This is a genomic window from Crocinitomix catalasitica ATCC 23190, from assembly GCF_000621625.1.
In the GTDB taxonomy this organism is placed as follows: Bacteria; Bacteroidota; Bacteroidia; order Flavobacteriales_D; family Crocinitomicaceae; genus Crocinitomix; species Crocinitomix catalasitica.
Map to the genome: position 1 here is coordinate 28,328 of NZ_KK211319.1, position 25,960 is coordinate 54,287.

Annotated in this window: 19 protein-coding genes; 13 read left to right on the forward strand and 6 right to left on the reverse strand. The window is 34.8% G+C overall.

Annotated features, from left to right (window positions below):
- Positions 1–7 precede the first annotated feature (7 nt).
- The gene (locus T367_RS0120175) at positions 8–2,779 is read right to left on the reverse strand and encodes a T9SS type B sorting domain-containing protein (RefSeq protein WP_157454336.1); all 2,772 of its coding nucleotides are present in this window, start codon (positions 2,777–2,779) and stop codon (positions 8–10) included.
- Between the two features lie 44 nt (positions 2,780–2,823).
- Between T367_RS0120175 and T367_RS0120180 the strand changes: the two genes are divergently transcribed.
- The 7 genes from T367_RS0120180 to accC all read left to right on the forward strand — a co-directional run bounded on the left by T367_RS0120180 (position 2,824) and on the right by accC (position 9,348).
- Entirely contained in the window at positions 2,824–4,236 is a 1,413-nt protein-coding gene (locus T367_RS0120180; RefSeq protein ID WP_027421442.1) for a leucyl aminopeptidase family protein, read from the forward strand.
- The gene (gene pdxA, locus T367_RS0120185) at positions 4,236–5,288 is read left to right on the forward strand and encodes a 4-hydroxythreonine-4-phosphate dehydrogenase PdxA (protein ID WP_035846857.1); all 1,053 of its coding nucleotides are present in this window, start codon (positions 4,236–4,238) and stop codon (positions 5,286–5,288) included. Before T367_RS0120180 ends, pdxA begins: the two co-directional genes overlap by 1 nt.
- A 61-nt stretch (positions 5,289–5,349) precedes the next feature.
- Positions 5,350–5,895 carry a YceD family protein gene (locus T367_RS0120190; RefSeq protein WP_027421444.1) on the forward strand — a complete coding sequence of 182 codons (546 nt, stop codon included), beginning with the start codon at positions 5,350–5,352 and terminating at the stop codon, positions 5,893–5,895.
- Between the two features lie 20 nt (positions 5,896–5,915).
- On the forward strand, positions 5,916–6,107 hold the full coding sequence (rpmF, locus tag T367_RS0120195) for a 50S ribosomal protein L32 (protein WP_027421445.1): 192 nt from the start codon (positions 5,916–5,918) through the stop codon (positions 6,105–6,107).
- A 245-nt stretch (positions 6,108–6,352) separates the two neighbouring features.
- Entirely contained in the window at positions 6,353–7,339 is a 987-nt protein-coding gene (locus T367_RS0120200) for a beta-ketoacyl-ACP synthase III (RefSeq protein WP_027421446.1), read from the forward strand.
- Positions 7,340–7,384: 45 nt separating this feature from the next.
- Positions 7,385–7,870 carry an acetyl-CoA carboxylase biotin carboxyl carrier protein gene (accB, locus tag T367_RS0120205; RefSeq protein WP_027421447.1) on the forward strand — a complete coding sequence of 162 codons (486 nt, stop codon included), beginning with the start codon at positions 7,385–7,387 and terminating at the stop codon, positions 7,868–7,870.
- Positions 7,871–8,004: 134 nt separating this feature from the next.
- On the forward strand, positions 8,005–9,348 hold the full coding sequence (gene accC / locus T367_RS0120210) for an acetyl-CoA carboxylase biotin carboxylase subunit (RefSeq protein ID WP_027421448.1): 1,344 nt from the start codon (positions 8,005–8,007) through the stop codon (positions 9,346–9,348).
- 88 nt (positions 9,349–9,436) lie between these two features.
- On the opposite strand, the gene T367_RS0120215 is transcribed toward accC, so the two are convergent.
- Entirely contained in the window at positions 9,437–10,267 is an 831-nt protein-coding gene (locus tag T367_RS0120215; RefSeq protein WP_027421449.1) for a hypothetical protein, read from the reverse strand.
- The gene (locus T367_RS0120220; RefSeq protein ID WP_027421450.1) at positions 10,257–11,561 is read right to left on the reverse strand and encodes a PD40 domain-containing protein; all 1,305 of its coding nucleotides are present in this window, start codon (positions 11,559–11,561) and stop codon (positions 10,257–10,259) included. The genes T367_RS0120215 and T367_RS0120220 overlap by 11 nt, the downstream gene beginning before the upstream one ends.
- Positions 11,562–11,734: 173 nt before the next feature.
- Between T367_RS0120220 and T367_RS0120230 the strand changes: the two genes are divergently transcribed.
- From T367_RS0120230 to T367_RS0120240, 3 genes are all read left to right on the forward strand, one after another.
- On the forward strand, positions 11,735–15,838 hold the full coding sequence (locus T367_RS0120230; protein WP_169736094.1) for a PKD domain-containing protein: 4,104 nt from the start codon (positions 11,735–11,737) through the stop codon (positions 15,836–15,838).
- Positions 15,839–16,013: 175 nt separating this feature from the next.
- Positions 16,014–17,072 carry a PorP/SprF family type IX secretion system membrane protein gene (locus tag T367_RS0120235; RefSeq protein WP_027421452.1) on the forward strand — a complete coding sequence of 353 codons (1,059 nt, stop codon included), beginning with the start codon at positions 16,014–16,016 and terminating at the stop codon, positions 17,070–17,072.
- A 40-nt stretch (positions 17,073–17,112) separates the two neighbouring features.
- A complete protein-coding gene (locus tag T367_RS0120240; RefSeq protein ID WP_169736095.1) occupies positions 17,113–18,888 on the forward strand; it encodes an ABC transporter substrate-binding protein in 1,776 nt (591 codons plus the stop codon).
- Between the two features lie 11 nt (positions 18,889–18,899).
- On the opposite strand, the gene T367_RS0120245 is transcribed toward T367_RS0120240, so the two are convergent.
- On the reverse strand, positions 18,900–19,886 hold the full coding sequence (locus T367_RS0120245; protein ID WP_027421454.1) for an aspartate-semialdehyde dehydrogenase: 987 nt from the start codon (positions 19,884–19,886) through the stop codon (positions 18,900–18,902).
- 60 nt (positions 19,887–19,946) lie between these two features.
- On the opposite strand from T367_RS0120245, the gene T367_RS0120250 reads away from it, so the two are divergent.
- Entirely contained in the window at positions 19,947–22,499 is a 2,553-nt protein-coding gene (locus tag T367_RS0120250) for a lamin tail domain-containing protein (protein ID WP_027421455.1), read from the forward strand.
- 6 nt (positions 22,500–22,505) lie between these two features.
- Here the strand turns inward: T367_RS0120250 and pyk are convergent, their stop codons facing one another.
- Both pyk and T367_RS0120260 read right to left on the reverse strand, forming a co-directional pair.
- Entirely contained in the window at positions 22,506–23,924 is a 1,419-nt protein-coding gene (pyk, locus tag T367_RS0120255) for a pyruvate kinase (protein ID WP_027421456.1), read from the reverse strand.
- A 42-nt stretch (positions 23,925–23,966) separates the two neighbouring features.
- Positions 23,967–24,383 (reverse strand): IPExxxVDY family protein, encoded by a 417-nt coding sequence (locus T367_RS0120260; RefSeq protein WP_027421457.1) that lies wholly within the window; start codon positions 24,381–24,383, stop codon positions 23,967–23,969.
- A gap of 123 nt (positions 24,384–24,506) precedes the next feature.
- Between T367_RS0120260 and T367_RS0120265 the strand changes: the two genes are divergently transcribed.
- On the forward strand, positions 24,507–25,271 hold the full coding sequence (locus tag T367_RS0120265) for a cyclase family protein (RefSeq protein ID WP_035846876.1): 765 nt from the start codon (positions 24,507–24,509) through the stop codon (positions 25,269–25,271).
- 158 nt (positions 25,272–25,429) lie between these two features.
- Positions 25,430–25,906: a ribosome assembly cofactor RimP gene (gene rimP, locus T367_RS0120270; RefSeq protein WP_027421459.1), complete on the forward strand. Its 477-nt coding sequence runs from the start codon at positions 25,430–25,432 to the stop codon at positions 25,904–25,906.
- Positions 25,907–25,960: the final 54 nt, after the last annotated feature.

Below are 25,960 nucleotides of genomic sequence, written 5' to 3' on the forward strand. Positions count from 1 at the left end.
GTAAAATTTACTTACGAGGCGCGGCGATAATTTGAATATTGCCTTGGTAAGAAATGGGTTCGAGACCAGCCAATTTAATTTGATAAACAACTACGGTATAGAAATAGACACCATCCGAACAAGGTTCGCCAGTATTCTGATCTAATCCATCCCAATTAATCATTGGGTCTTCAGTTTGAAACACAGGTGTTCCCCATCTATTCACAATGGTCAATTCAATTTTTTCAACGAATTTATAAGGTAGTAATGGGTGATAGAGGTCATTAACATTACTTCCGTTCGGTGTGAAAACATTTGGCAATACATAATAACCATCACAATTATCAATACAAACCATATTAGATGGCAAACTTTCGTTATTGTATTGAACAGAATCGAGTGCAGTGATATAATAACAGCCTGCAATACTTCCTCTGTCATCATGAACGAAGCTTGTATCTAAAGGACTATCAAACGAAGCTAATAATTCTAAACTATCACCTGCAAACGGTGCAAAATAAAGATTATAGCGTGTTACATCATCCGCACAAGACAAGTTGGGATTGGTCCAATTTAAATAAGTTTCTTCTTTCTCACAATCACCACTAATTTGTATTGTTGGTGCACATGGAGGTGTAAAATCGAATGGTTCACCACAAATTTCTTGCGACCAATTGATTAATGGCTTAGCAATACCATCTGCAGTATATTCACCAATGGTTTTGACTTTATAACAATAAGTTTTACCGTTGACCAAGGCCGTATCTATATAACCTATACTTGTAGTCGTTGCCAATAATACAAAGTCACCACTACCGGTTGGTACCTCTTTATAAATTTCATACGAATAATTCGCCCATGGAATTGACTCAACCCATCTAATTTCAAGTTGATTGTCATTTGGTATCAAACTGGCATAAATTGAAGATGCGGCAATCGAAGCACCTACTAAAACATCAGCGCTGTACAATTCGACAGTATAAGTATAAGGTAAGTCTTGCGTATTTAACGAATTGTCTTCGTATACCGTGTCAGGATTATTAATCAATACTTGGTCCTCAGAAGTGTAGATAAGTGTTGCAGGATCAGCATAGCCTTCGCCTCTGTACAATTTATAATGATAAGGTCCTGGGAAAACAACTTCATCTAATTCTTTCGGATAAGACCAAAGAATAGAATCTTTTCCAATTGCAGCGTCAGTTGTTAATATGCTAACATTTGTCAAAACAGGAACCTCAAATTTAAGGTGTGCACAATCTTGAATAGAAACACAGCTTTCGGCACCATTTTCAAGTACAGCAGTAACTAAATAACAATATTTATTGCCGACAATCAATTCAGAATCGTCTGTATAATCTAACGAATGTGTTGTATCTAAAAATTCGTAACCCATTGCAGTCGGCGTGCTGATATCACAACATTCGTCATTGTATAAAGAGCTGTCCAAAGATCTATAAATTTTATAGTAAGCGACATCATCGCAAATTGTAGGATCCCAAGTCAAGTTCATTACATTACCAAAAGGCGAAACACGTAAATTTTCAACCGGTGGAATGTTTACTTTAATACTGAAAGATTTAACATCAGACAATTGAATATCTGGATGATAATCATCCGCATGAAGCGTAACTAGATATGGTGAATTAGAGGCATTATCACAGTTTGGTGTCCAAATAAAACGACCTTCAACCTCTAAAGGACCTGTACTATCGATAAAAATTGCTGGATTTTCAGCTAAATGAAAGATAGAACCAGTTGCAAAAATCTTTAAATCATTTGTTGGATCGGTAGCTTTTATTTTAAGATCGATTGTACTGCCAACAAAAACACAAGTGTCAGGAACATTTTCAATCACCGGCGGATCATGCGGACAAGGTAGAACCTCGAACTGCATATCCTGTAGAACAGCACCAATATATTGTCCGTTTCTATATTCCGAAATTTTAATCGCGATATTATAAACTCCACTAATTGTTGGTCTATCCCAGCACAATGTTCCAGTAACAGGATCGATAGATAAAGTTCCACCACCAAAACCAACTTCGTTTGGATATTTATAAATTGTAGGAATTGACATTTCTAGACAATCAACACCTCTACAAGGTACGATATCATAACTTAAACTATCCCCATCAGGATCGTAAGCAGATAAATTATAACAATAAATTTCGTTGACACATGCAAATTCGGGACAAGGACAATCTTCAATAACAATTGAGTTATTTGGCGTACCCATAAAAGGAGAGATAATCAATTCCGTTTGAATACAGAAAACCTTATCTACTGAATTCGTTATATTAATTACACCTGCATTTCTATTGGGATCTTCAACACTGATAATATAAGAACTCGGTCCCGTGAATGTATGCAAACCAATATAAGTATTGATTTGTACGTCATAATCGGCAATAAATTCAATATTATCTCTAAATAGTGTATCACGTGTTCCGTCACCCCATTTAATCTCTAATTCTGGCCGATCTGCTTCACTTGTTGTTTGAGTACAAGTAGTTACGGTGAATCTGTAGGTGTTTCCTGAAACATGTTCGTACGTTATTGAACCCGATCTATTATGCGTAGCAAATCCAGTGATTGGCAGCAATAAAAACAGACAGATATAGAGTAGTATATGTTTCAAATTCAATTTTGATGTTGAGTATTCCTCCAAAGATATAAAAAATGAATCTCCTTGGGTATAGGATAAACGTAAAAACAGAGAGAATAGTTGAATTAAAATATTTACTTGCAATAAATACTGATTAATCGGTAGATAAATAGAAAATCCGAAACCTTCATTCAATTACCATCAGTTAAAAAATGATAACTTTGCCAAAAAAATACAAGATGCCAATTTACGTTAAATTTAAATCAGATTCAAAGCTAAAAAATAGGTTGTACCTAGTTTCAGACGAAAAAGAGTTGAAAAAATTAGATTTGGACAAGAAGTCATTGCAATATTTCACCAATAATTTAGCGGCTGAAAAATTTGCATCCATAAATAATGCTGGTGAATTTGTTTTGGTTGCTAAAATTGGCGATCTAAAGGATGATTTAGCAGCGAACAAAGTAAGAGATTTAGGATTTGAAGTCTATGAATTTCTTAAAAACAAATGTGCTGCATTATTGGTTTCATCTAATAATAAATTAGCGGTTGAATTGTTTGCTGAAGGCGTTGGACTTTCGTCTTATACTTTTGAAAAATACAAATCAGCTGAGAAAAAGGCTAAGATTAAATTAAAAGGAATTTTCACGGACAATAAATCTGCGAAATTAGCAGAGGTTGGACATATTGTTGATGCTACGGCTTGGGCAAGAGAATTAGTAAATGAACCTTTATCCTATTTAACAGCTGAGCAATTATCTGCTGATATCGCTGAGAAATGTCAACCAGTTGGTATTAAAGTGGAGGTATTGAATAAACAAAAAATTCAAAGTCTAAAAATGGGCGGTCTTTTGGCTGTAAATAAAGGGTCTATTGATCCTCCAACATTTACAATACTTGAATGGAAACCAAAAAACGCGGTGAATTCGAAACCAATTGTATTGGTTGGTAAAGGTATTGTTTATGATACCGGAGGTTTAAGTTTAAAACCTACCGCTAACTCAATGGATTTCATGAAGAGTGATATGGGTGGAGCAGCAACTATGGTCGCTGTAACATACGGAGCGGCACAATTAAAATTACCTTTACATATCATCACATTAATTCCAGCTACAGATAATAGACCCGGCGGAAATGCTTATGCACCTGGCGATGTAGTAACCATGTTTGACAATTCGACTGTAGAAGTATTGAATACAGACGCGGAAGGACGAATGGTTTTAGCGGATGCTTTGGCTTATGCTAAAAAATACAAACCAGAATTGGTAATTGATGCAGCAACTTTAACAGGTGCAGCTGCACATGCAATTGGAAGTTTTGGTATTGTGGCGATGGGGAATGCAAAAAAATCAGAAATGAAAGCTTTAGATAAAGCTGGACATAAAGTTCACGATAGGATTGTAGAATTTCCTTTCTGGGACGATTATAAAGAAGAATTACAATCTACCATTGCCGATCTTAAGAATTTAGGTGGACCGGCTGCAGGAATGATTACTGCAGGTAAATTTTTAGAACATTTTACAGACTTTCCATATATTCATTTAGATATTGCTGGACCAGCATTCACGCATAAGAAAGATGGATATAGAGGTCTAGGTGGAACAGGAGCTGGTGTTAGATTATTAGTTGAATTTTTGAAAAACAGAACAAAATAATGGAGCAAAATAAATCAATAAAAGTTGGTATTACACTTGGTGATATAAACGGTGTTGGAATTGAGGTTATTTTAAAAGCCTTGAGCAATAGTGATGTTTATGCCAATTCAACACCTATAATTTATGGATCATCAAAAACGATTTCGTTCCATAAAAAGGCGATTGATGATAAAGATTTCAAGTATTTGGTCATCAATGATGCCAAGGAAGCGAAGCCTAAAAAGGTGAATCTGATTAACGTTTGGAATGAGGATGCTAAAGTTGTTTTAGGTGAGAAGAATGCCAATGGCGGAACCTATGCTTTAAAGTCATTAGAAGCGGCGACAAAAGATTTAATGGAGAATAAGATTGATTGTTTAGTCACTGCTCCTATAAATAAAGATTGTGTTCGTGATGCAGGATTTGAATTCCCGGGTCATACAGAGTATTTGGCAAGTAAATCAGATTCGGAAGATGTTTTGATGTTTATGGTGGCGGAGACTTTAAAAGTTGGCGTTGTTACCGGTCATGTTCCATTGAAAGATGTTGCGGCATTAATTACGAAAGAATCAATAGAGAATAAGTTGCGATTAATGTTGAAGACATTGCGTCAAGATTTCTTAATTGCGAGTCCAAAAATTGCTGTTTTAGGACTAAATCCTCATGCAGGAGATAGAGGAACAATTGGGCAAGAAGAATTGGATATAATTAACCCAACAATTCAGAAATTAAGAGATGAAGGAGCGTTAATTTATGGTTCATATTCGGCAGATGGCTTTTTTGGATCATCAAATGCAAAGAATTTTGATGCTATTTTAGCAATGTATCACGATCAAGGATTAACTGGATTTAAAGCGATTTCATTTGACGAAGGCGTTAATTTTACGGCGGGATTAAAGATCGTTCGAACTTCACCAGATCATGGTACAGCCTACGATATAGCAGGGAAAGGAATTGCTTCAGAACGATCTTTTAGGAATGCATATTATTTAGCTTGTGATATTTTTCGCAACAGAGAAAAGCATGCGATAATGAATGAAAACCCATTAAAAAAACAAACAACAAAAAAGTAGTTATTCAAATTCTTTTGTTGATAGAATTTTTATTATTACCTTTGCCGTCTATTTTTTGAAGATGGTGAAGAAGAGCGAATTTTATATTCAATTTACGGGGCTGCCGGATGGCATTCACAACTATCAATATAAAGTAGACAATACGTTCTTTACAGAATTTAATTATTCGGATATTGAAGATGCAGACTTAATAGTTGATTTAGCATTAGAGAAGAAGCCGAATATGTTAATTGCAAATTTTAGCATTAAAGGAGTCTTTACTGTGATGTGTGACCGTTGTACGGACAGTTGTCAAGTAAAAGTTAAAGGAGGAGATGAGATCATCTACAAGTTTACAGAAGAGGACATAGATGATGAGAAAATAATTGCAGTATTGCCGAATGAGATTGGAATCGATATTTCGATGCCAATTTTTGAGATCAGCTCTTTATTGTTACCTTCAAAGAGGACGCATAAAAAAGGTGGTTGTAACGAAGAAATGTTAAATGCGATTGATAATTATTTAATTGTTGAGAGCACAGGAAATAAGAGTGTCGGAGGAGACGAAGACGAAGAGAGTAATGACGAAATTGACCCGAGATGGTCAGCATTGAAAAATTTAAAATAGAAATACTAAATTAAAGTAAAATGGCACATCCTAAGAGAAAAATATCTAAGACTAGAAGAGATAAAAGAAGAACGCATGTAAAGGCAGTTGCGGATAATATTTCAACTTGCCCTACTACAGGTCAACCACATTTGTTCCACAGAGCACATTGGCATGAGGGGAAATTATATTACAAAGGAAAAGTTGTAATGGAAAAAGAAGTGGCAATTTGATCCACTAGTACTTTTTATTTAAACCTATTTAAGGGTAGCAAAAGTGAGTTTAATAACTTACAATTGTTATCCTTTTTTTAGTTTATACTCGTTAGATTTGAATCGAAAAAACGTCGATTTTCATTTTTTTTAGGTCAAAACACAGATGATTTAGTAAAAACATGGTCGAATTGATCTTTTTTTGATAAATTTAGTCCCCCGTTTATATTTAACACGAATTCGGGTTTTGGTAAGCAAAAAATCGTATGAACAAAATTTCAGCAGCTATAACAGCAGTTCAAGGATATGTCCCTGAAAGGATATTAACCAATGCCGATCTTGAGAAGATGGTCGACACAAATGACGAATGGATTACTTCAAGAACTGGTATAAAAGAGCGTAGAATGGCCGCAAAAGGCGAAGCGCTTTCAGATTTTGGAGTTAAAATAGTAGAAGGGATTTGTGAGAAAAGAGGAATTTCTCCATTAGAAATAGACATGATTGTTGTTGGGACAATCACAGGTGATTATAGATTTCCAAGTAGTGCAAATGTAATCTGTGACAAAGCAGGTTGTACAAATGCTTGGGGTTTTGACCTTAGTGCTGCATGTTCGGGGTTTTTATATGCCTTAGATATCGGTCGAGTATACATAGAAAATCAAACACATAAAAAAGTAATTGTAATTGGTGCAGATGTAATGTCTAGTATTATCAATTATGAAGATAGAGCAACCTGCATTATTTTCGGTGATGGTGGTGGCGGTGTTCTTTTAGAAGCAAATGACGAAGGTTACGGTATTCAAGATACGATCCTTAGATCTGATGGATCGGGACGTGAATATTTATTGCAATCTATAGGAGGATCAAAAGAGCCAATCACTAAAGAAAATGTTGGATCTCCAGGACAGTTCGTTTATCAAGAAGGTCAAACAGTTTTCAAAAATGCGGTGCGTAATATGGCAGATGTCGCTGCAGAAATAATGGAGCGTAATAAATTGTCAAGTGAAGATGTTGATTGGTTAGTGCCACATCAAGCAAATCTTCGAATTATTGATGCAACTGCAAATAGAATGGGCTTGGATAAAGAGCGTGTAATGGTAAATATTCAGAAGTTTGGTAATACAACAGCTGGAACCATTCCATTGTGTTTATGGGAATGGGAAGATAAATTAAAAAAAGGAGATAACCTCGTCCTTGCGTCTTTTGGCGGAGGATTTACATGGGGATCAATTTATTTAAAATGGGCGTATTAATACCCTAATAATTTAATTAGAAATCATACGGAATAAAACATGAGCATGGATATAAAAGAGATTCAAAACCTTGTAAAATTCGTTGCCAAATCTGGTGTAAACGAAGTAAGTATAGAACAGGGTGATTTTAAAATCACTATAAAAACTGAAGCTGAAAAACACGAACAACAATACATTGTTCAACAGCCGCAACAAGCAGCAATTCAAGCTCCACCAGTTCTAAATCAAGTAGCAACACCAGTCGTGGATCAAGGTGCACAAACTACTGCAGAAGCTGATGACAATGGTAATTTAATTACGATTAAGTCACCAATGATCGGTACTTTCTACCGTAAGCCTTCTCCTGATAAAGATGCGTTCGTAAATATTGGCGATAACATTAGTGTTGGTGATGTAATTTGTGTTGTTGAAGCAATGAAACTTTTCAACGAAATTGAAGCAGAGATTTCTGGTAAAATAGTAAAAGTATTAGTTGATGATAATTCTCCAATTGAGTATGATCAACCTTTATTTTTAGTAGAGCCGGCATAATCGATTCTTTTAATTATTTTAGTATTATTCTGTATAGAGTAGTACTGACGTGTAACACAAAGAAACACGTTTAAATTATTCGGTTTATTTGAATCTAAAATTGATTCATTTGGCCTCAATTTAATTGTAATATAATGTTTGAAAAAATACTTATAGCAAATAGAGGAGAAATTGCACTTAGGGTTATCCGTACGTGTAAGGAGATGGGGATTAAGACAGTTGCAGTCTATTCAACTGCAGACAGAGATAGTTTACATGTGCGTTTTGCAGATGAGGCTGTATGTATTGGACCACCGCAAAGTTCAGAATCATATCTAGATATCGTTCGAATTATTGCAGCGTGTGAAATTACTAATGCAGATGCTGTTCATCCAGGATATGGGTTTTTATCAGAAAATGCTTCTTTTTCTAGAATTTGTGCTGAAAATGGAATTAAATTCATTGGTGCAGGTCCAGAAATGATTGATGCAATGGGTGATAAAGCTTCAGCAAAAGCAACAATGATTAAAGCTGGTGTACCTTGTATTCCAGGTTCGGCAGGTCTTTTAAAAGATCTTGATCATGCGATTGAAACAGCTAAAAAAGTTGTTTACCCAGTTATGATTAAAGCAACTGCCGGTGGTGGTGGAAAAGGGATGCGTGTTGTTTGGTCTGATGAAGAAATGGAAGATGCATGGAACTCAGCTCGTCAAGAATCGAAAGCCGCTTTCGGAAACGACGGCATGTACATGGAGAAATTTATTGAAGATCCAAGACATATTGAAATTCAAATTGCCGGTGATAAATTCGGTAATGCTTGTCATTTATCTGAAAGAGATTGCTCTATTCAACGTAGACACCAAAAATTAGTGGAAGAGACACCTTCTCCTTTTATGACGGATAAATTGCGTGCTAAAATGGGACGTGCTGCTATCAAAGCTGCTAAAGCGGTTAAATACGAAGGTGTTGGAACAATCGAATTCCTTGTGGATAAAAACCGTGATTTCTATTTCATGGAAATGAATACCAGAATTCAAGTAGAGCACACAATTACTGAAGAGGTAATTAATTATGATTTGATTAAAGAACAAATTAAATTGGCTTACGGTGAAAAAATAACTGGAAAAGAGTATTTCCCAACAATGCATGCAATTCAATGTCGAATTAATGCAGAAGATCCTTTAAATGATTTCAGACCAAGTCCAGGTAAAATAACGGATTATCATGAACCAGGCGGACACGGTATCAGAATTGATACGCACGTATACGCCGGTTATGTTATACCGCCTTACTACGATTCAATGATCTCTAAATTAATAACTGTTGCTCAAACGAGAGAAGAGGCCATTACTAAAATGGTGCGTGCATTAGATGAATACTTTATTGAAGGTGTAAAAACTACAATTCCTTTTCATCAACAATTAATGCAAGACCCTGACTTTAGAGCGGGGAACTTCACGACTAAGTTTATGGAAACTTTCGAGATCAAAAAATACTAAGATTTTTATTATCAAAATTAACGAAAAGGTCACTGATTTCCAGTGGCCTTTTTGTTTGCTTTATTCTTTTTGAGTTGTCAGTGAAAATCTAACTGAATTCTCTAGACATTTTATTGGATTTAGCTTTGAAGATATTTTTCAATTGAAAATTTGTTGGCTGCATTGTGATACTCCAAATCAATAAAGGAATTAATCCGTGAGGTAAACGATAAATTGTTTCGAATACTTGGTTTATAAAAAAGGCTATTTCGTTCGATTCATGCACAAAAGCATAAGTTCTTGCTATGGCCGTTAAGAATCCCCAAACAATTAAGTACCAAATAATATACGGTCGAATTTTAGGGATAAATATGAGTACAGCACAGATAATATCAATCCAACCTATAATATACAAGAAATTAATGGCCTCACCCGTGTCTATTTGGAGCGAATTTGTTGTTAATACCAAGAAGTTAGAAGGCACGATATGGTAACCAATCGCATAGAATGCGTGACCAATAAAAGTCGCCGATACCAATAATTGTAGTATAAAAATCAATCTTCTTTTATTCAAATCACCCCGCATTACATGAATATAGGTGATCGGAATCCCCACTTGGATGGAACATTCTACAATTTGCTCGGGCAAAAAACCTGCATTAGCATATCCAACGTAAACCTGAATGAAAATGATAAATGATGCTAAATAGAATATAATTAAGCCATATTTTTTGATTAAAAGGCTGCTATTAATTAAAGGTAAAATGGCTAGAATTAGCAGGATGATACCATTCACTTTTTGAAAAGCCAATCCGCTTTGAAATATAATATCAAAATGTAAATTCGCTGTAAGGTGTAAAATTCCTTTACCAATAATTAGTAATAACACCGAAATACCTAATAGGCGCTTTATTCTTTTGTCAATTGTACTAGTCAACATGCTCACTTAAATCTACTTTTTTAATTTCGTAATAAATTGTATCTTCTTGCTGTAAAGGATTCATTCGAATAAACCATTTTTGACCGGTGTAAAATGATCGCTCAATTATAAATTGGCCTTGTTCTTTATCAATAGAAAATTCGTCTTTATTCGTGTTAAAAGGTTTGCCCATATTAATTGCTGATCGTGGCGTAACAATCCCATTTAAGGTCATTAAATCTTTTGATTCGAATAAGTCAAATCCACCAAAATTAGCATGACCATTAGATGAGAAATAAAACGACCCACTTTTTAGGACAGGATTGATTTCATCGTAATTAGGCGTATTGATTATATCGAGCGGAACTATATCTTCAACTTTATTATTTTCCAAATCGAGTTTAGCTACAAAAAGGTCTTTGCTACCGTTTCTGTCTGACGAGAAATACAAGAGGTTTTTATCTGAAACGTAATATGGATTACCATTAAATGTACCCGTATTAATTTCTTCTGGTAGTTGAATAGGTTGAAGCCATTTTTTACCTTCTTTTACCGCGAACCAAATACTTGAAACATGACCTTCATTTTTGGTAAAGAAAGCATATTCATTTCCTGCAGGAAATTGAATATCAGTATAGGCAGGTAAATCACCTTTCCATTTTTTTACTTTTTCACCCTTTTTCTTTTTTACGAGGCGTTTAAATTCATCATTATGAATGATTAACAATTCGTTATTGCCAATAGTTGTTGCCGATTGATTAAACTTCAGCGTATCTAAAATAGTCGCTTTTGGTTCCCAATAATTATAATCAGTAACGAGTGCTAAAGACCTTTGATAAAGTTGAAAGTCATCTACCGTAAAAGGATAATCACTTTCATATTGACCATTTGGCAAGTCGCCATATAGTTTTTTGAAGGCTTTTTGATTGTGTTTTACTTGATCATATTGTCCCATTTTCATACCCGTCTCGAAATAATAGAAATAATGATGAGGATCTTGTTCGACCGCGAAATCTATACCACTGTTAAAGTAAATCATTGCCGAGTCAAGTTTATTTTGCTCGTAGAGTATTTTCGCTAAAAACAATTGTGCTTCGGTTAAAGCAAAGCTTGTATTAATAGCTTCGTATAATGATATTTTTGCACCTTCAAGTCTACCTTTTGCATACAATTCACAGGCTTCATTGTATAAGGGGAGAGCTTCGTATTGATCTGCACTATTCAGTCCTTTTGGATGATCAGGATGTTCGTGAATTTCCTGTGTTATTCCAGATAAAGACAATGTTAAGACGGCTGATAGCAATAGTTTTTTCATGTTTGTTATTCATTTATAGAGCAAATTTGAGGAATCTATTTCGAAATAAACTGCATGTTACCAATCCTTAACTTAAACCTAAAATTGAATTGATTTTTTGATGTTTTAGAATTAACAATGCCTTGTCACCTTCGCTATAATTTTGCATCGAACAAATGTTTAAAAATCGACAGATGAAAAAATTTATGACACTTTTTGGGCTCATGCTCATATTTACAGTCTCAAAAGCGGCGACGGACCGCTATAGGCTAATGTTTAATAACGACCCTGCCACGGAAATCACTGTCGGTTGGGAACAAGTATCAGGTACAGATGCTTCTGTATATTATGGAACGACGGATCACGGAACAGATTGGGAAAGTTATCCTTTGACAATGTCTCCTTATAGAAGTACTGTTTATCAAGGAATGGATAATCAGTTTGCTATTTTGGAAGACTTAACGCCAAACACTATTTATTATTTTGTAATTAAAGATTCGGAAGGAACAAGTGATCGTTATTGGTTTAAAACTTGTCCAGACGACAGTTCTGAAAAATTATCATTCGTTTCTGGTGGAGATTCTAGATCAGGTGTAACACAAAGACAAAACTCAAACAAAATGGTAGCTAAGCTAAGACCTCATGCTGTTTTGTTTGGAGGTGATTTAGTAAATACACCGGGTGATGTTTCAACACAACAATGGTTTGATGATTGGCAGTTAACAATAACAGAAGATGGACAAATGATTCCATTGGTGCATTCATTCGGAAACCACGAAGCTTATGGTACTGGTGGACCAGAGTATATTTCTGATTTATTTGATTGTGTTTATGATGTTTATTATAAAGTAACTTTTGGAGGAAATTTATTCTCAGTTTATACATTAAATGGAGAATTATTACCTGGACATACGATTCCAAATGCTCCTAAAAGAGAGGCGCAAACAGCATGGTTAGAAACAACTTTATTAGCTGATGATGCAATTTGGAAATCTGCACAATATCACAGACCGATTGTTCCTCATCACTCGAGTAAAGGTGAAGGTGCTGATGAATTTAACGATTGGGCTCAGTTGTTCTATGATAACGACGTTCGTTTAGTGATGGAAAGTGATGCACATGTTACAAAATTGACTAAAGAAGTTCGACCTGCAAATCCAACTGCTCTTGGTGGTTCGGGAGAATGGTTTACAGACGAGCATATGGAAGAAGGTAAAGGAATTAGATTCATCGGTGAAGGCGCTTGGGGTACGATTCGTGTTCCTGATGATATACACCCTTTGACAATCGCAACTGAATCTATGTACCAATTCAATTGGATTACTGTAGATGCTTGTAAAATTGAAGTAAGAACTATAGATACACAAAATCCTGATCCTATAACAGAACATACAGAAGAGGATAGATTTAGTATTTCAGCTGAATTAGATGACCAAATATGGAAACCGGCGGCATTGCCTTTAGGTTATTTTGAAATTCTTAATTGTGATTTTCCTGGTGTAGGATTTACAATGAGTGATGATACAATTTTTGTTGGATCGGATGTTATATTTGATGATACAACCACTAACGATCCTTTTGAATGGTTATGGGATTTTGGAGATGGTGAAACATCTGTAATAGCAGATCCAACCCATACTTTTTCAGAGGTGGGTGTACATACTATTTCTTTGACGGCAACAAATGAGGAAGGAAGTTCAACTGGATTTAAAACTGTATTAGTTTATGATACAATTGCACCTATTGCAGATTTCACAGTTAATAGAACTGAAATACCAATGAGAGAAAGTGTTGATTTTATTGATGTTTCTGGTAATATGCCAGCGAGTTGGTCTTGGGACTTTGGTGATGGTGAAACATCAATCGAACAACACCCAACACATATATATGCACGTCCAGGTAGATATACAGTCACTTTATCATCAACGAATGATTACGGTACAGGGATAGAAATTAAATCCGCTTATATTATTGTTCAAAGCGCTTCTACTCTAGACTTGAGTATTATTGATGGTAGCGATGATGCTGAAGAATTTGGCACCGATGGCAGTATGTATTTAACTTCTTCTGATCTTGAGTTTTGTTATGACGGTGGATTTGAGGAGCATCAACATGTTGGTTTAAGATTCCAAGGAATAAATGTACCTCAAGGTGCTTATATCACTGAAGCATATTTACACTTTAGAGCGGATGAATCTGACGATACTGATGTTGAATTATTAATTGAAGGTGAATTGGCTGAAAATTCAGCACCATATGATGCAACAACTAATTATGATATTTCTACTAGAACTAGAACTTTGGCAACGGCACCTTGGTTGCATTCTGAAGAAACTGCTTGGGTTGGAGGTGCTACAAGAGCTACAAGTCCTGAACTTACTGCTGTCGTGCAAGAAATAATCAATCAGCCAGGTTGGGAATTAGGAAATGCAATGTCATTTATTTTAACAGGTGACGGAATTGATGATGATGAACGTGTTGCTGATTCTTATGAAGGAGGATTTGCACCGAGATTAGTTTTCAACTGGGAAATTGTTTATGAAGATGTTCCAGAAGCAGACTTCAGTGTGAACAATGAAACACCTACAATTTACGAAGAGGTTAGCTTTACTGACGAATCTTACGGAGGCATGTTATCATGGACATGGGATTTTGGTGATGGAACTACATCTGCTGATCAACACCCAGTTCACGCTTATGATTCTGTTGGAGTTTATACAGTTTCATTAAACATTGTTAATGGTTTAGGAGAAGATGAAGCAATTAAAATAGCATATGTTGAAGTAATGAACAATGCTGAACTTGAATATAGAATAGCTGATAATAACGATGATGCTGAAGAGCATATATCTACTGGTAATATTGATTTAACATCTTCTGATTTAGAAATTTGTTACGAAAGTGATAGAGAAGATAGCCAATTTGTAGGTCTTCGTTTCCAAGGAGTAAATATTCCAAATGGGGCGATAGTAACTGATGCGTATATCGAATTCAGAGCGGATGAATCAGACGATACAGAAGTTGACATAACAGTTTTCGGTGAAAACGTGGATAATGCTGTTGCTTATGAAGAAGTTGATTTTAACATTTCATCTCGTACAAGAACAGCAGCTTCAGTACTATGGACACAAACGGTTGAAACACCATGGATTGGTGGCGAAACAATGGATCAAACACCAAGTTTAACTGCAATTGTTCAGGAAATAGTTGACAGAGAAGGATGGGTCCATGGAAATGCATTAGCATTTATTATTGAAAGTGATGGAATTGATGAAGACAGAAGAGTAGCAGATTCATATGAAGGTGGTTTTCCAGCACGATTAGTTGTTAATTGGGAATTAATATCTCCAATAGCTAATATGCGTACATTAAATGATTCAATTTGTGTAGGTGAGTCTATCGACTTTATCAATGAATCAGAAAATGATCCAACTTATTATAATTGGAACTTTGGTGACGGCGAAACATCTGAAGAAGAAGCACCATCGCATGTATTTGCAACAGCTGGTGTTTATAATGTGACTTTAGCTATTGCAAGTTATAGAGGTAATGATACCATTACTTTTGAAAATATGATTACTGTATTCGATTTCCCTGAATTAACTGTTTCAGAATATTTAACCATCTGTGAAGGTGATGAAGCAACTATTAATGTTTCAGGAGCTGATACTTATGATTGGTCTGAAGGATTAGGAGCTGACGCAAGTCAAACGATATCGCCTATGGTAACCACAACATATGAAGTTGTAGGAACAGTGAATGGTTGTTCAACTGAAGGTGAAGTTACAGTAACTGTTAATGAATTACCTGTTGTAACAATGGCTCCTTTTGCAGATGATGTGGTTTGTTTAGGATTCGGAATTATTGAATTACCTACTTCGACTCCATCAGGTGGTACTTATTCAGGAGCTGGTGTTTCTGGTGGAATATTCAATCCGGATGCCGCAGGAACAGGGATACATGCTATTTCGTATTCATATACAGATGAAGATGGATGTTCTAATATGGATGAGCAAACAATTACAGTAGATGATTGTCTTGGAATAGATGAATTAGGTTTAAGAATCTTTAATATCTATCCAAATCCTGCTACAGCTATTATCACGATTGAAAGAGAAAATCCTTCTGAATTTTCTCAAATCAAAATTTATGGTATAGCTGGTGAAATAGTTTTCAATAAAAATATCGCTGATAACCCAGTTTCTATTTCAATAGATGAATGGGCTAGAGGCACCTATATTGTTGAGTTAACTAATAATGACAACCAAAAAATTCAAAAGAGAATTGTTGTTCAATAAATAAAAAAATTGCTTTGAAGCCGCTTCACTTTTGTGAGGCGGCTTTTTTTATGTTTGTATATTTAGTTTGGAATTTGTAAATTGTATTGAAAAGTAGACCCTTCCTCTGAATTCTAATTGTTAATATTGATCAATTTGGTAACTAAAATTGCTATATTGGAGTATATACGCGTACTTGAAAAACATAATATTTTATATCGGTCTTATTTTTTATTCGTTCAATGCTTTTGGACAGGATATTCACTTTTCCCAAATTAACCGTGCCCCATTCATTCTAAACCCTTCTTTTACTGGGGCTTTTAGTGGTAATTTCAGAGGGACAGTGAATTGGAAAGATCAATGGAGGTCGGTGAATAATACTTTTCGAACCTATGCTGCATCGGGTGAGTTTAACTTCGCAAAAGGGCGTGCTAGGAAACCGACATTTTATGGAATTGGATTTTTCGCTTCGCGTGATGTAGCAGGTGATATTGAAGTTGGAAATACAAATGTTGGTGTGAGTTTTTCGTCGTTATTTAAAATTAGCAGAAATCAAAGGATTACGGTAGGCGCGCAAAGTGCTGTTGGAAGTTTTGGGTTGAATACACAGAAAATGGAGTGGGGAAGTCAATATAAAGGACTTAATTTTGATCCGACATTAATCAACGGAGAAGGTGTTGATTATACTACTTTTCAATATTTGGATATGGCGGTAGGTATCGGCTATTGGTATTATCAAAATGATAGAAATGTAAAGAGTAGAACACCACAAGATGCTAAATTTGGTATTTCAGTTTATCATGTTAACAAACCTACTTATTCGTATCAAGCGGATAAAAGTGAAAAATTACCCATGAAATTTGTAGCGCATGGCGCGATGTTATTTTCTCTGAATAAACCAGACTTATACTGGTATCCAAATGTAACTGCTTTCATACAAGGAGGCCAACATCAAATAGTGTTGGGATCTCTTTGGAAATATATGTTGAATACGGGATCAAGAAATACTGGAAACGGTGCAGATGTGGCTATTACAGGTGGTTTATCCACAAGAATAACAAATGTAATTGATGCAATTATTCCGCAAGTAATTTTAGATGTGCAATATTTTTCTTTCGGATTATCTTATGATATTAATGTGTCAAGTCTTTCTAAAGCTTCTAATTATAGAGGAGGATTTGAATTATCGATTAGATTTACGAATCCTGATGGATATACGCATAGAAACCCTTTCAGAAGGGCAGTAACTATTTAATTTAATAAGTTTAAATATTTGACAACCTCCAATTATGTTAATGAAGTACTATAGGACAATAGGATTTAGCTTAGTATTTGGAATCATGCTTATTGCATGTAATGGGAGTGATTCTAATACTTTTGAAGAGGATAAAAATGCAAATTCGCTAGTAGAAGTAGAAGGCGGGAAATTTACGGGAGGAATCCTTAAATTAAATTCAATTGAGGATTATACAAGCTTATTTCCAGCTGGGATTAACGATATTTATTCGAACCATATTGCAAGCCAAAGTTATGAGGGCTTATTGAGATTGAATCAAAAAACGCTTGAAGTTGAGCCTTCAATTGCGGCTTCTTTTGAAATAGATCATTCTAAAAAAATATACACTTTCCATTTACGTAAAGGTGTTAAATATCATGACGATCCATGTTTTCCCGGAGGCAAGGGGAGAGAAATAACAGCACATGATTTTAAATATTGTTTCGAGTTTCTTTGCTCGAATCATAAGTCGAATAAATGGTCTTCATTATTCCGAGATAAATTATTGGGTGCTGAGGCGTATGCTTTAGGAAAATCTGATAATGTTGCGGGGATTAGGGTCGTTGACGATTATACATTAGAACTCGAATTAATTAACCCAAATGCAGGTTTACCGAATTTATTAGCCATTCTCGCGGCATCCGTTTATCCTGTCGAAGCGATTGACACGTATGGATACGAAGGCATGCAAAATAAAATTATTGGATCAGGTCCATTTGTACCAAAAACTATCGTCAATGGTGATAGTGCTATTTTTATAAGGAATGAAAATTATTGGCGAAAAGATGAATTTGGTACCCAAATGCCTTTCTTAAATAAGGTTACCTTCACTTTTATTAAAGATAAGCATGACGAACTCAAATCTTTTCAACGTGGTGAACTAGATGTTTTATGGGGCATTCCAGTAGAGGAGATTCCAAACATTATGGGTACGCTAGAAGATGCAAGAGATGGAAAGAATAAAGATTTTGAAGTGCAAGCAATTAATAGTTTGAATATCCAATATTATGGGTTCTTAAACACAAGTGAAGTATTTAGTAATGTTAAAGTGAGAAAAGCATTCAATTATGCCATTGATAGGGATTCTTTAATCGACTTTGTTTTGCAAGGAGAAGGAAGCGCTGCTCACAATGGATTCGTTCCTGAAATGAAAGGGTATCCAACTAAAAGTGTGAAAGGGTATTTTTACGATCCGCAATTGGCAAAAAAATTAATGCGGGAAGCAGGCTTTCCAAATGGTGAAGGATTCCCGGAAATTACTTTGAACCTGAATGCAAGTGGTGGTATTAATGAGAAGATAGCTGAGACGCTTACTTTTATGTTGAAGAAGAACCTCGGAATTAATATTCAGTTGAATGTAATTCCAATGTCTCAATTACATCCACTAGTTGAGCGCGGTCAAGTTGATTTTTGGAGATTTGGCTGGATTGCAGATTCACCAGATCCTTCAAACTTTCTCTACTTATTCTATAGTAAAAACATAATTGAAGGAAAAGCAGCATCAATCAATTATTTCAGATATACCAATCCTGCTTTTGACGAATTGTACGAGGCAGCCTTGCGAGAAATTAATCCAGAGGCAAGAATGTTGCTTTATGCCAAAGCTGATCAGATTTTAATGGATGATGCAGTTGTAATGCCATTATACTTTAATATAGACATAAGATTAGTCAATCCTTCAGTAAAAGACTTTGACATTAATGCATTAGAATATAGAGACCTTTCAGTTGTTTATTTCACTAATAATAAAGCTGAAAACGTTAGAATCTATGATAATTTGAAACTTGATGAATAATCGAGATTAGGTTAATATATTTTTTTATCAATGATATACTTAGCGATTTGAACCGCATTCGTCGCAGCGCCTTTTCGTAAATTATCAGCAACAATCCATAAGTTCAACGTATTCTTTTGACTTTCGTCTTTTCGAATACGACCTACAAATACATCATTTTTGCCTTTTGCATAAATAGGCATCGGATAGGTATTGGTTGTCGGATCATCTTTTAATGTGATGCCCTCCGTAGCGCTCAACATTTTTCGAATATCTGCCAAATCAAATTCCGAATCAAATTCGATATTGACAGCTTCAGAATGTCCTCCAGAAACTGGCACACGAACAGCAGTAGCGGTAACGCTAATTGAAGGATCAAGAATTTTTTTGGTTTCATTCGTCAACTTCATTTCCTCTTTGGTATACCCATTCTCTAGAAACGAATCGCAATGTGGCAAACAGTTCTCATTAATAGGATAAGGATACGCCATTTCTCCTGCAATACCGTTTTTTTCATTTTCTAATTGACGTACGGCTTTGATACCTGAACCAGAAATAGATTGATAGGTAGAGACAATGACTCTTTTTACACCATATTTTTTGTGCAAAGGAGCCAATACCATTACCAATTGAATCGTCGAGCAATTAGGATTGGCAATAATTTTATCTTCACTTGTAATCAATTCAGCATTAATTTCAGGAACAATTAATTTATGCCCTTCCATCATTCTAAAAGCACTTGAATTGTCAATTACAGTCGTTCCAACTTCCGCAAATTTAGGCGCCCAAGCCAATGATGTTTCACCACCTGCAGAAAATATGGCAATATCAGGTCGAGCAGCTACTGCATCAGCTAAACCTATCAACTTATAAGCGATGTCCTTATAGAAAATTTCTTTTCCAATAGATTTTTCCGATGCGACAAATAAATATTCGTCTACCGGTAAATTATAAGATTTTAAAACCTCTAAAATTTCACTCCCAACCATTCCAGTTGCTCCAACAATTGCAATTTTCATCATTAATATTTTTTAAACGCTTCAAAATTACTATATTTAAATAGCCCGAAGCTTTTTCAAATGAAATTTTATTTAACAGCAGTATTTCTTTTTGTTAGTTACCTAACCAACGCTCAATTCTCGGATGACTTTTCTGATGGTGATTTTGATACTGCTCCAGAATGGATTGGAGAAGAATCGAAATTTGAAATAAATGAAGACGCTGTTTTACAATTGAATGCACCAACTGAGGCCGATATTGCTTATTTGACAGTGAGCAGTACATTAATTGATGATGTTGTTTGGGACTTTTTTTTACAACTAGATTTTAATCCTTCATCTTCTAATCTTGCACGCGTGTATTTAGTGTCGGATAATACTAATCTCAATTCTGCTTTGAATGGTTATTTCGTCCAAATCGGGAATACGGACGATGAGATTTCACTCTACCAACAGACTGGTCTAACAGTTACAAAAATCATTGACGGTGCTGATGATGCAGTAAATACAGATGTTGTGAAGGTTCGCATCCAAGTTACTAGAGATGCCGTTGGGAATTGGGAGCTGTTCCGTGATAATTTAGGAGGACATGATTTTATAAGCGAAGGAACGGTGTTCGAGAATACGCATTTAACCACAGAATATTTTGGTGTTTACGCGAAATATACAGCTACGCGTTCTGATAAATTTATGTTCGATGACTTGGGTTCACCTTATGTTGATGGAACAGCACCATTATTAAATTCAATCGAAGTTGTAGCCAACAATCAAATTGATTTGTTTTTCAATGAATCCATGAATGAATTAAGTGTTGAAAATAGCTTGAATTATATTATTGATGGCGGAATTGGAAATCCGACTAGTGCAGTTTTAAACGTTCTTGATCCTTCGCATGTATCATTAATATTTGACGCTGTTTTTTCTAATTTAGAGACTTATAATCTCACAATAAATGATGTTACGGACTTAGCAGAAAACAGCATAGTAACTACGACAATACCATTCGAGTATATTGAGATTGATACTGGTGAAGCGTACGATATCATTTTTACTGAACTATTTCCTGATCCAATGCCGACCATAGGTTTACCTGAAGTCGAATTTATAGAGTTGTATAACCGATCTGAAAAGGTGATTGATTTGAATGGGTGGATTCTCTCTGATAATTTATCAAATACATCATTGTCCGAATATTTACTCTTGCCAGATCAATATGTTTTAATATGTTCAACAGATGATCTTGCGCTTTTTGATATAGAGAATAAACTAGGACTTGCTAGTTTCCCCAACTTAAACAATTTAAAAGATTCATTGGTACTTAAAAATAATGAGGCAACGGTTGTTGATCATTTGGTTTACACTGTGCAATGGTATCAAAATGAGGATAAGATAAATGGCGGTTGGACGTTGGAACGAAAAAATATTATTGATAAATGTTCAAATTCAGAGAATTGGTCGGCTTCTATTGATATGAATGGCGGTACGCCTGGTCATATTAATTCTGTTTGGACCGAAGAAGCTGATATTACGTCACCAGATTTAAAGAATCTTTTGGTGATTAATGACAGTTCCTTTTTACTAATTTTTACGGAGCCATTAGATACATTTGTTTCAGTTGACTTTTCAATTAACCCAGGAGACTTAGCGTTAGAATGGCGCTATATCAATTCTAGTATAATTGAATTAAAAACGACAATGCTTGCAGCTAATCAACTGTATAATTTAACAATTACAAACGCAAATGATTGTTGGGGGAATGATAAATTGATTACTTCTAAAATTGGCTTACCTTCTCAACCAATTGCAAATGATTTAATTCTAAATGAAGTACTATTTAATCCTATAACAGGTGCTTCAGATTATATTGAAATTTACAATAATTCTGATAAGTTAATCGACTTAAGTGAAATCTTTATTGGCAATTGGGATGAAGGCATTGCCAATGCAAAACAAATTGTAAATCAGCGTACATTGTTTTTGCCTCAAAATTTCATTGTCGTTTCTGAAGATACAAGTAGCATAGTTAAGAATTACAGTATATACAATTCCGCAAGTTTTATTCAAGGAGATTTACCTTCTTTTCCGAATGATTCAGGCACCGTATATCTGATGTACGAAGACGATCTAATTTTAGACTTTTTAAATTATTCTGAGAAAATGCAATTCTCACTGTTAGATGATTTTGATGGAAAATCACTCGAGCGAATTATTTATGATGATTCCCAAAACAATAGAGATAATTGGCATACAGCTTCTGAGTTTGTAGATTGGGGAACCCCTGGATATAGGAATTCTCAATACCAACAAACAAAAGAATTAGGAGATATAACGATCGAACCTCAATTGTTTTCTCCGGACAATGATGGCTATAACGATGTATTGACTATTGCGTTAAATTTCATCAAAGCAGACCTAATTATCGATATTGAAATTTATGACAATCAAGGCAGAATGATAAAGGAACTAGAAGACAATTTCTTCATGGGTTATGAAGCGCTATTCACTTGGGATGGAATAAACGATGAAGGTTTTAAAGCCAGTATAGGCACCTATATCGTTTATACCACAGTAAGAGATCAAAATGGATGGAGAAAAGTGTACAAAAATGCCGTTGTATTAGCAGGACATTTTTAAGTCTAATTAAACATAACTTAATTTCACCATATTCGATTTACCTTTATCTTCAATTGGAACAGAGGCAATATTAATAACCAATTCTCCTTCTTTTAATAAACCTTTTTTCTTCAAAATGTATTTGCTATCACTAATCGTATGGTCAGTACTTACCATTTTATCATAGTAGAATGCTTGCACACCCCAAAGAAGGTTCAATTGAGTTAATAATTGTCTGTTCTCCGTGAAAACAAAAGTCGAACATTTTGGACGTTGCGAAGATATTTTATAAGCCGTATATCCAGAAAAAGTCATTGTAATGATTCCTTTAGCTTCTACGCGTTGCGCAAGTCTAGTAGCGTTAAAACAGACAGAGTCAGTTATAAATCTATCTTGATTTTTCTCTGGCAATTCTTCCTTGTGATAAATCTCGTCATTTTTTTCAACCTCATTCACAATTTTAGTCATTGCTCTAATCACTTCAATTGGATACTTGCCAACAGAAGTTTCGCCAGATAACATTACAGCATCCGTTCCATCTAAAACAGCATTTGCCACATCATTCACTTCAGCTCTTGTGGGGGTGAAATTAGTAATCATACTTTCCATCATTTGCGTTGCAACAATGATTGGTTTAGCAAATTTTCTACAAATCTTAATCATCATTTTCTGAAGATTAGGAACCGTTTCCATTGGAACCTCTACACCTAAGTCTCCACGAGCAACCATTATAGCGTCAGTTGCAATAATAATGTCTTCAATATCATCAATCGCTTCCGGTTTTTCAATTTTTGCAACCACCTTAGCATGACTTTGTGCATTTCTAATGATATGTTTCAATTCAATAATATCTCTAGCGGAACGAACAAAAGACAGTCCAACCCAATCAACTTGATTCGCAAGTGCAAAAGCCAAATCAGCGCTATCTTTAGGGGTGATACATGGCAATGATATTTTTGTGTTCGGTAAATTCACTCCTTTTTTAGAACTTAGAATTCCACCGTGAACAATTCTTGTCTCAACTTTATCTTTTCTATTTGTTGCCGTAACTTCTAATTGCAACTTCCCATCATCCATTAATACTTTATCTCCAACAGAAACATCTAGTGGAAATTCTTGGTATGTTAAATAAACTTTGTCCTTGGTGCCAATACATTCATTCGTGGTAATCGTTAAATTCTCACCATCTACTAGTTCAATCCCATTATTTTCAACCTCACCAATTCTAATCTTAGGTCCTTGCAAATCTGCAAGAATAGAAACATCATATTCGCTTTCTTTGTTAATTTCACGAATCATTTCTATTGTTCTCTTATGGTCTTCATGGCTGCCATGTGAGAAGTTTAGTCGGCATACATTTACACCTTCAATAATCATTTGCTTTAAAATTTCTATCGAACTTGTCGATGCCGGCCCCATAGTGGCGACTATTTTTGTCTTTTTCATTGTGTTTTTATCTATATTGTCTTAAAGGCTTATGTCTTTGAGTTAAAAAATTAAATTCGATTTTGATTTTAATTCTTCTGGATCAAATATAAATGCGGTTAAGATACTATCTAACTCTTTTAGCGAAGTTAAGATATTATTAATTTCTAACGTATAATTGTTTTTTATCAGAAGGAAATAATCAATTTGGTCTTTTTCTGGAATCAAATGATTAAATTGATTAGAGGTGTTTTTGACCAATTGATAAGTGATATGTTCCGTTTCGTCAAAATATTCATACATGGAAAATTCTTGTTCCCCAATTTTTTTTACCAAAAGATTAAGATCTTCAATTTTACTTAACTGAATGCCTAATGTTTTATTTATTCCCCAACAAAGTTGATAATCTGCATTGCTAGAGCAGATTCCTATCAATTCAAACGTGAAGTCGTCTTCTAAAATTAGTTTATACTTTGCCATAATGTACTAAAAAAAAATAAAGTTATCTAATTTGTAGAAATCATACGCAATAGAAAGGGGGTAATATTGATATGAAGCTATAATTTATTTCTCTTTTGAGAATTTAAATTTATCTTTAGTCGAATGAAATTGTGGTTAGACAAAAATACTTTTATCGATACAGCTAACGGAATTGACATATCAATTCCATTGGTGGAAGGTCCTAATAATGTAAATGCTTGGTATTGTGATCCTGTTAAAATAGAACCTGTGGTTGGTGAGGGATTTATTGGGGCTGTAAAACAAGGAGGTGCAGTCAATTTTAATAATGTAATGCTGAATCCACACGGTAATGGCACGCATACAGAGTGTGTTGGACATATATCAAAAGAATTTTATTCAATCAACGATGTGCTTAAACAGTTTCATTTTGACGCACATGTGATTACTGTTCAGCCAAAAAAAGTATTTAATGAACAGTATCAGGAAGATGATTTAGTCATTGACAAGGCCAGTATATTAGAATGTGAACTTGACATCAGTCATGTGGATGCGCTTGTGATACGAACTTTAACCAATTCAACCGAAAAGAAAACCCATCAATATTCAAATACTAATCCTCCATACTTTACAGCTTGTGCAATGCAATATATAGTTGATAGTGGTATTAAGCATTTATTAGTTGATTTACCTTCTGTTGACAGGGAGGTAGATGGTGGCGAATTAAATGCACATCGTATTTTTTGGAATTATCCAACAAATCCGTCTTTAACAAAAACAATTACGGAACTCATTTATGTGCCGAATACTGTTTCTGACGGGAATTATCATTTAGAATTTCAAATAATAAGTATCATGAATGATGCTTCACCAAGTAAAATAATGCTCTATAATAAAGTTGCTGAGTAATATTTTTTTGTCGAAACGTCTTCTAATAGAAGAATTTATTAATTAAAGAAGTTTTCAATAATGATTGCATAATTGTAAGAAAATAGCTATATTTGCGCCATAATTGATATTATAATAAAAAAAGAGGGGACACGTTGTCCCCTCTTTGCGTACTTAAAATGATTGATAAAGAACAAATATTAGAATTGGCTAATGAGCGCATTGCGGATCATGATCCGACGTTGTTTATTGTTGATTTACAAATAAATAAGGATAGTTTAATTCTTGTTGAATTGGATAAAATGGGGGGATCTGTTTCAATCCAAGATTGCATTGCAGTAAGTCGAAATATTGAACATAATTTAGATCGTGAGGAGGAAGATTTTTCACTTGAGGTAACTTCTGCGGGACTTGACAAACCTTTGCGTGTTTTAAAGCAATTCGAAAAAAATATTGGTCGCAATGTTCAAGTGTTTTTGAAAGAGCATGGGAAGAGTATTGAAGGCGAATTAAAGGACTTTAGTGAAGAAGGAATTACAGTTGAGACCCAAGAAAAGGTTCGATTGGAAGGGAAAAAGAAAAAAGTGCTTGAGATTAAGCAATTAGAATTAAAGTTTGAAGATATAAAAGAAACAAAATTGATTATTTCATTTTAAAAAAGATTAATTGAACTGGTTATGGCTAATGCAGTTCTTTTAATTGATTAAAAA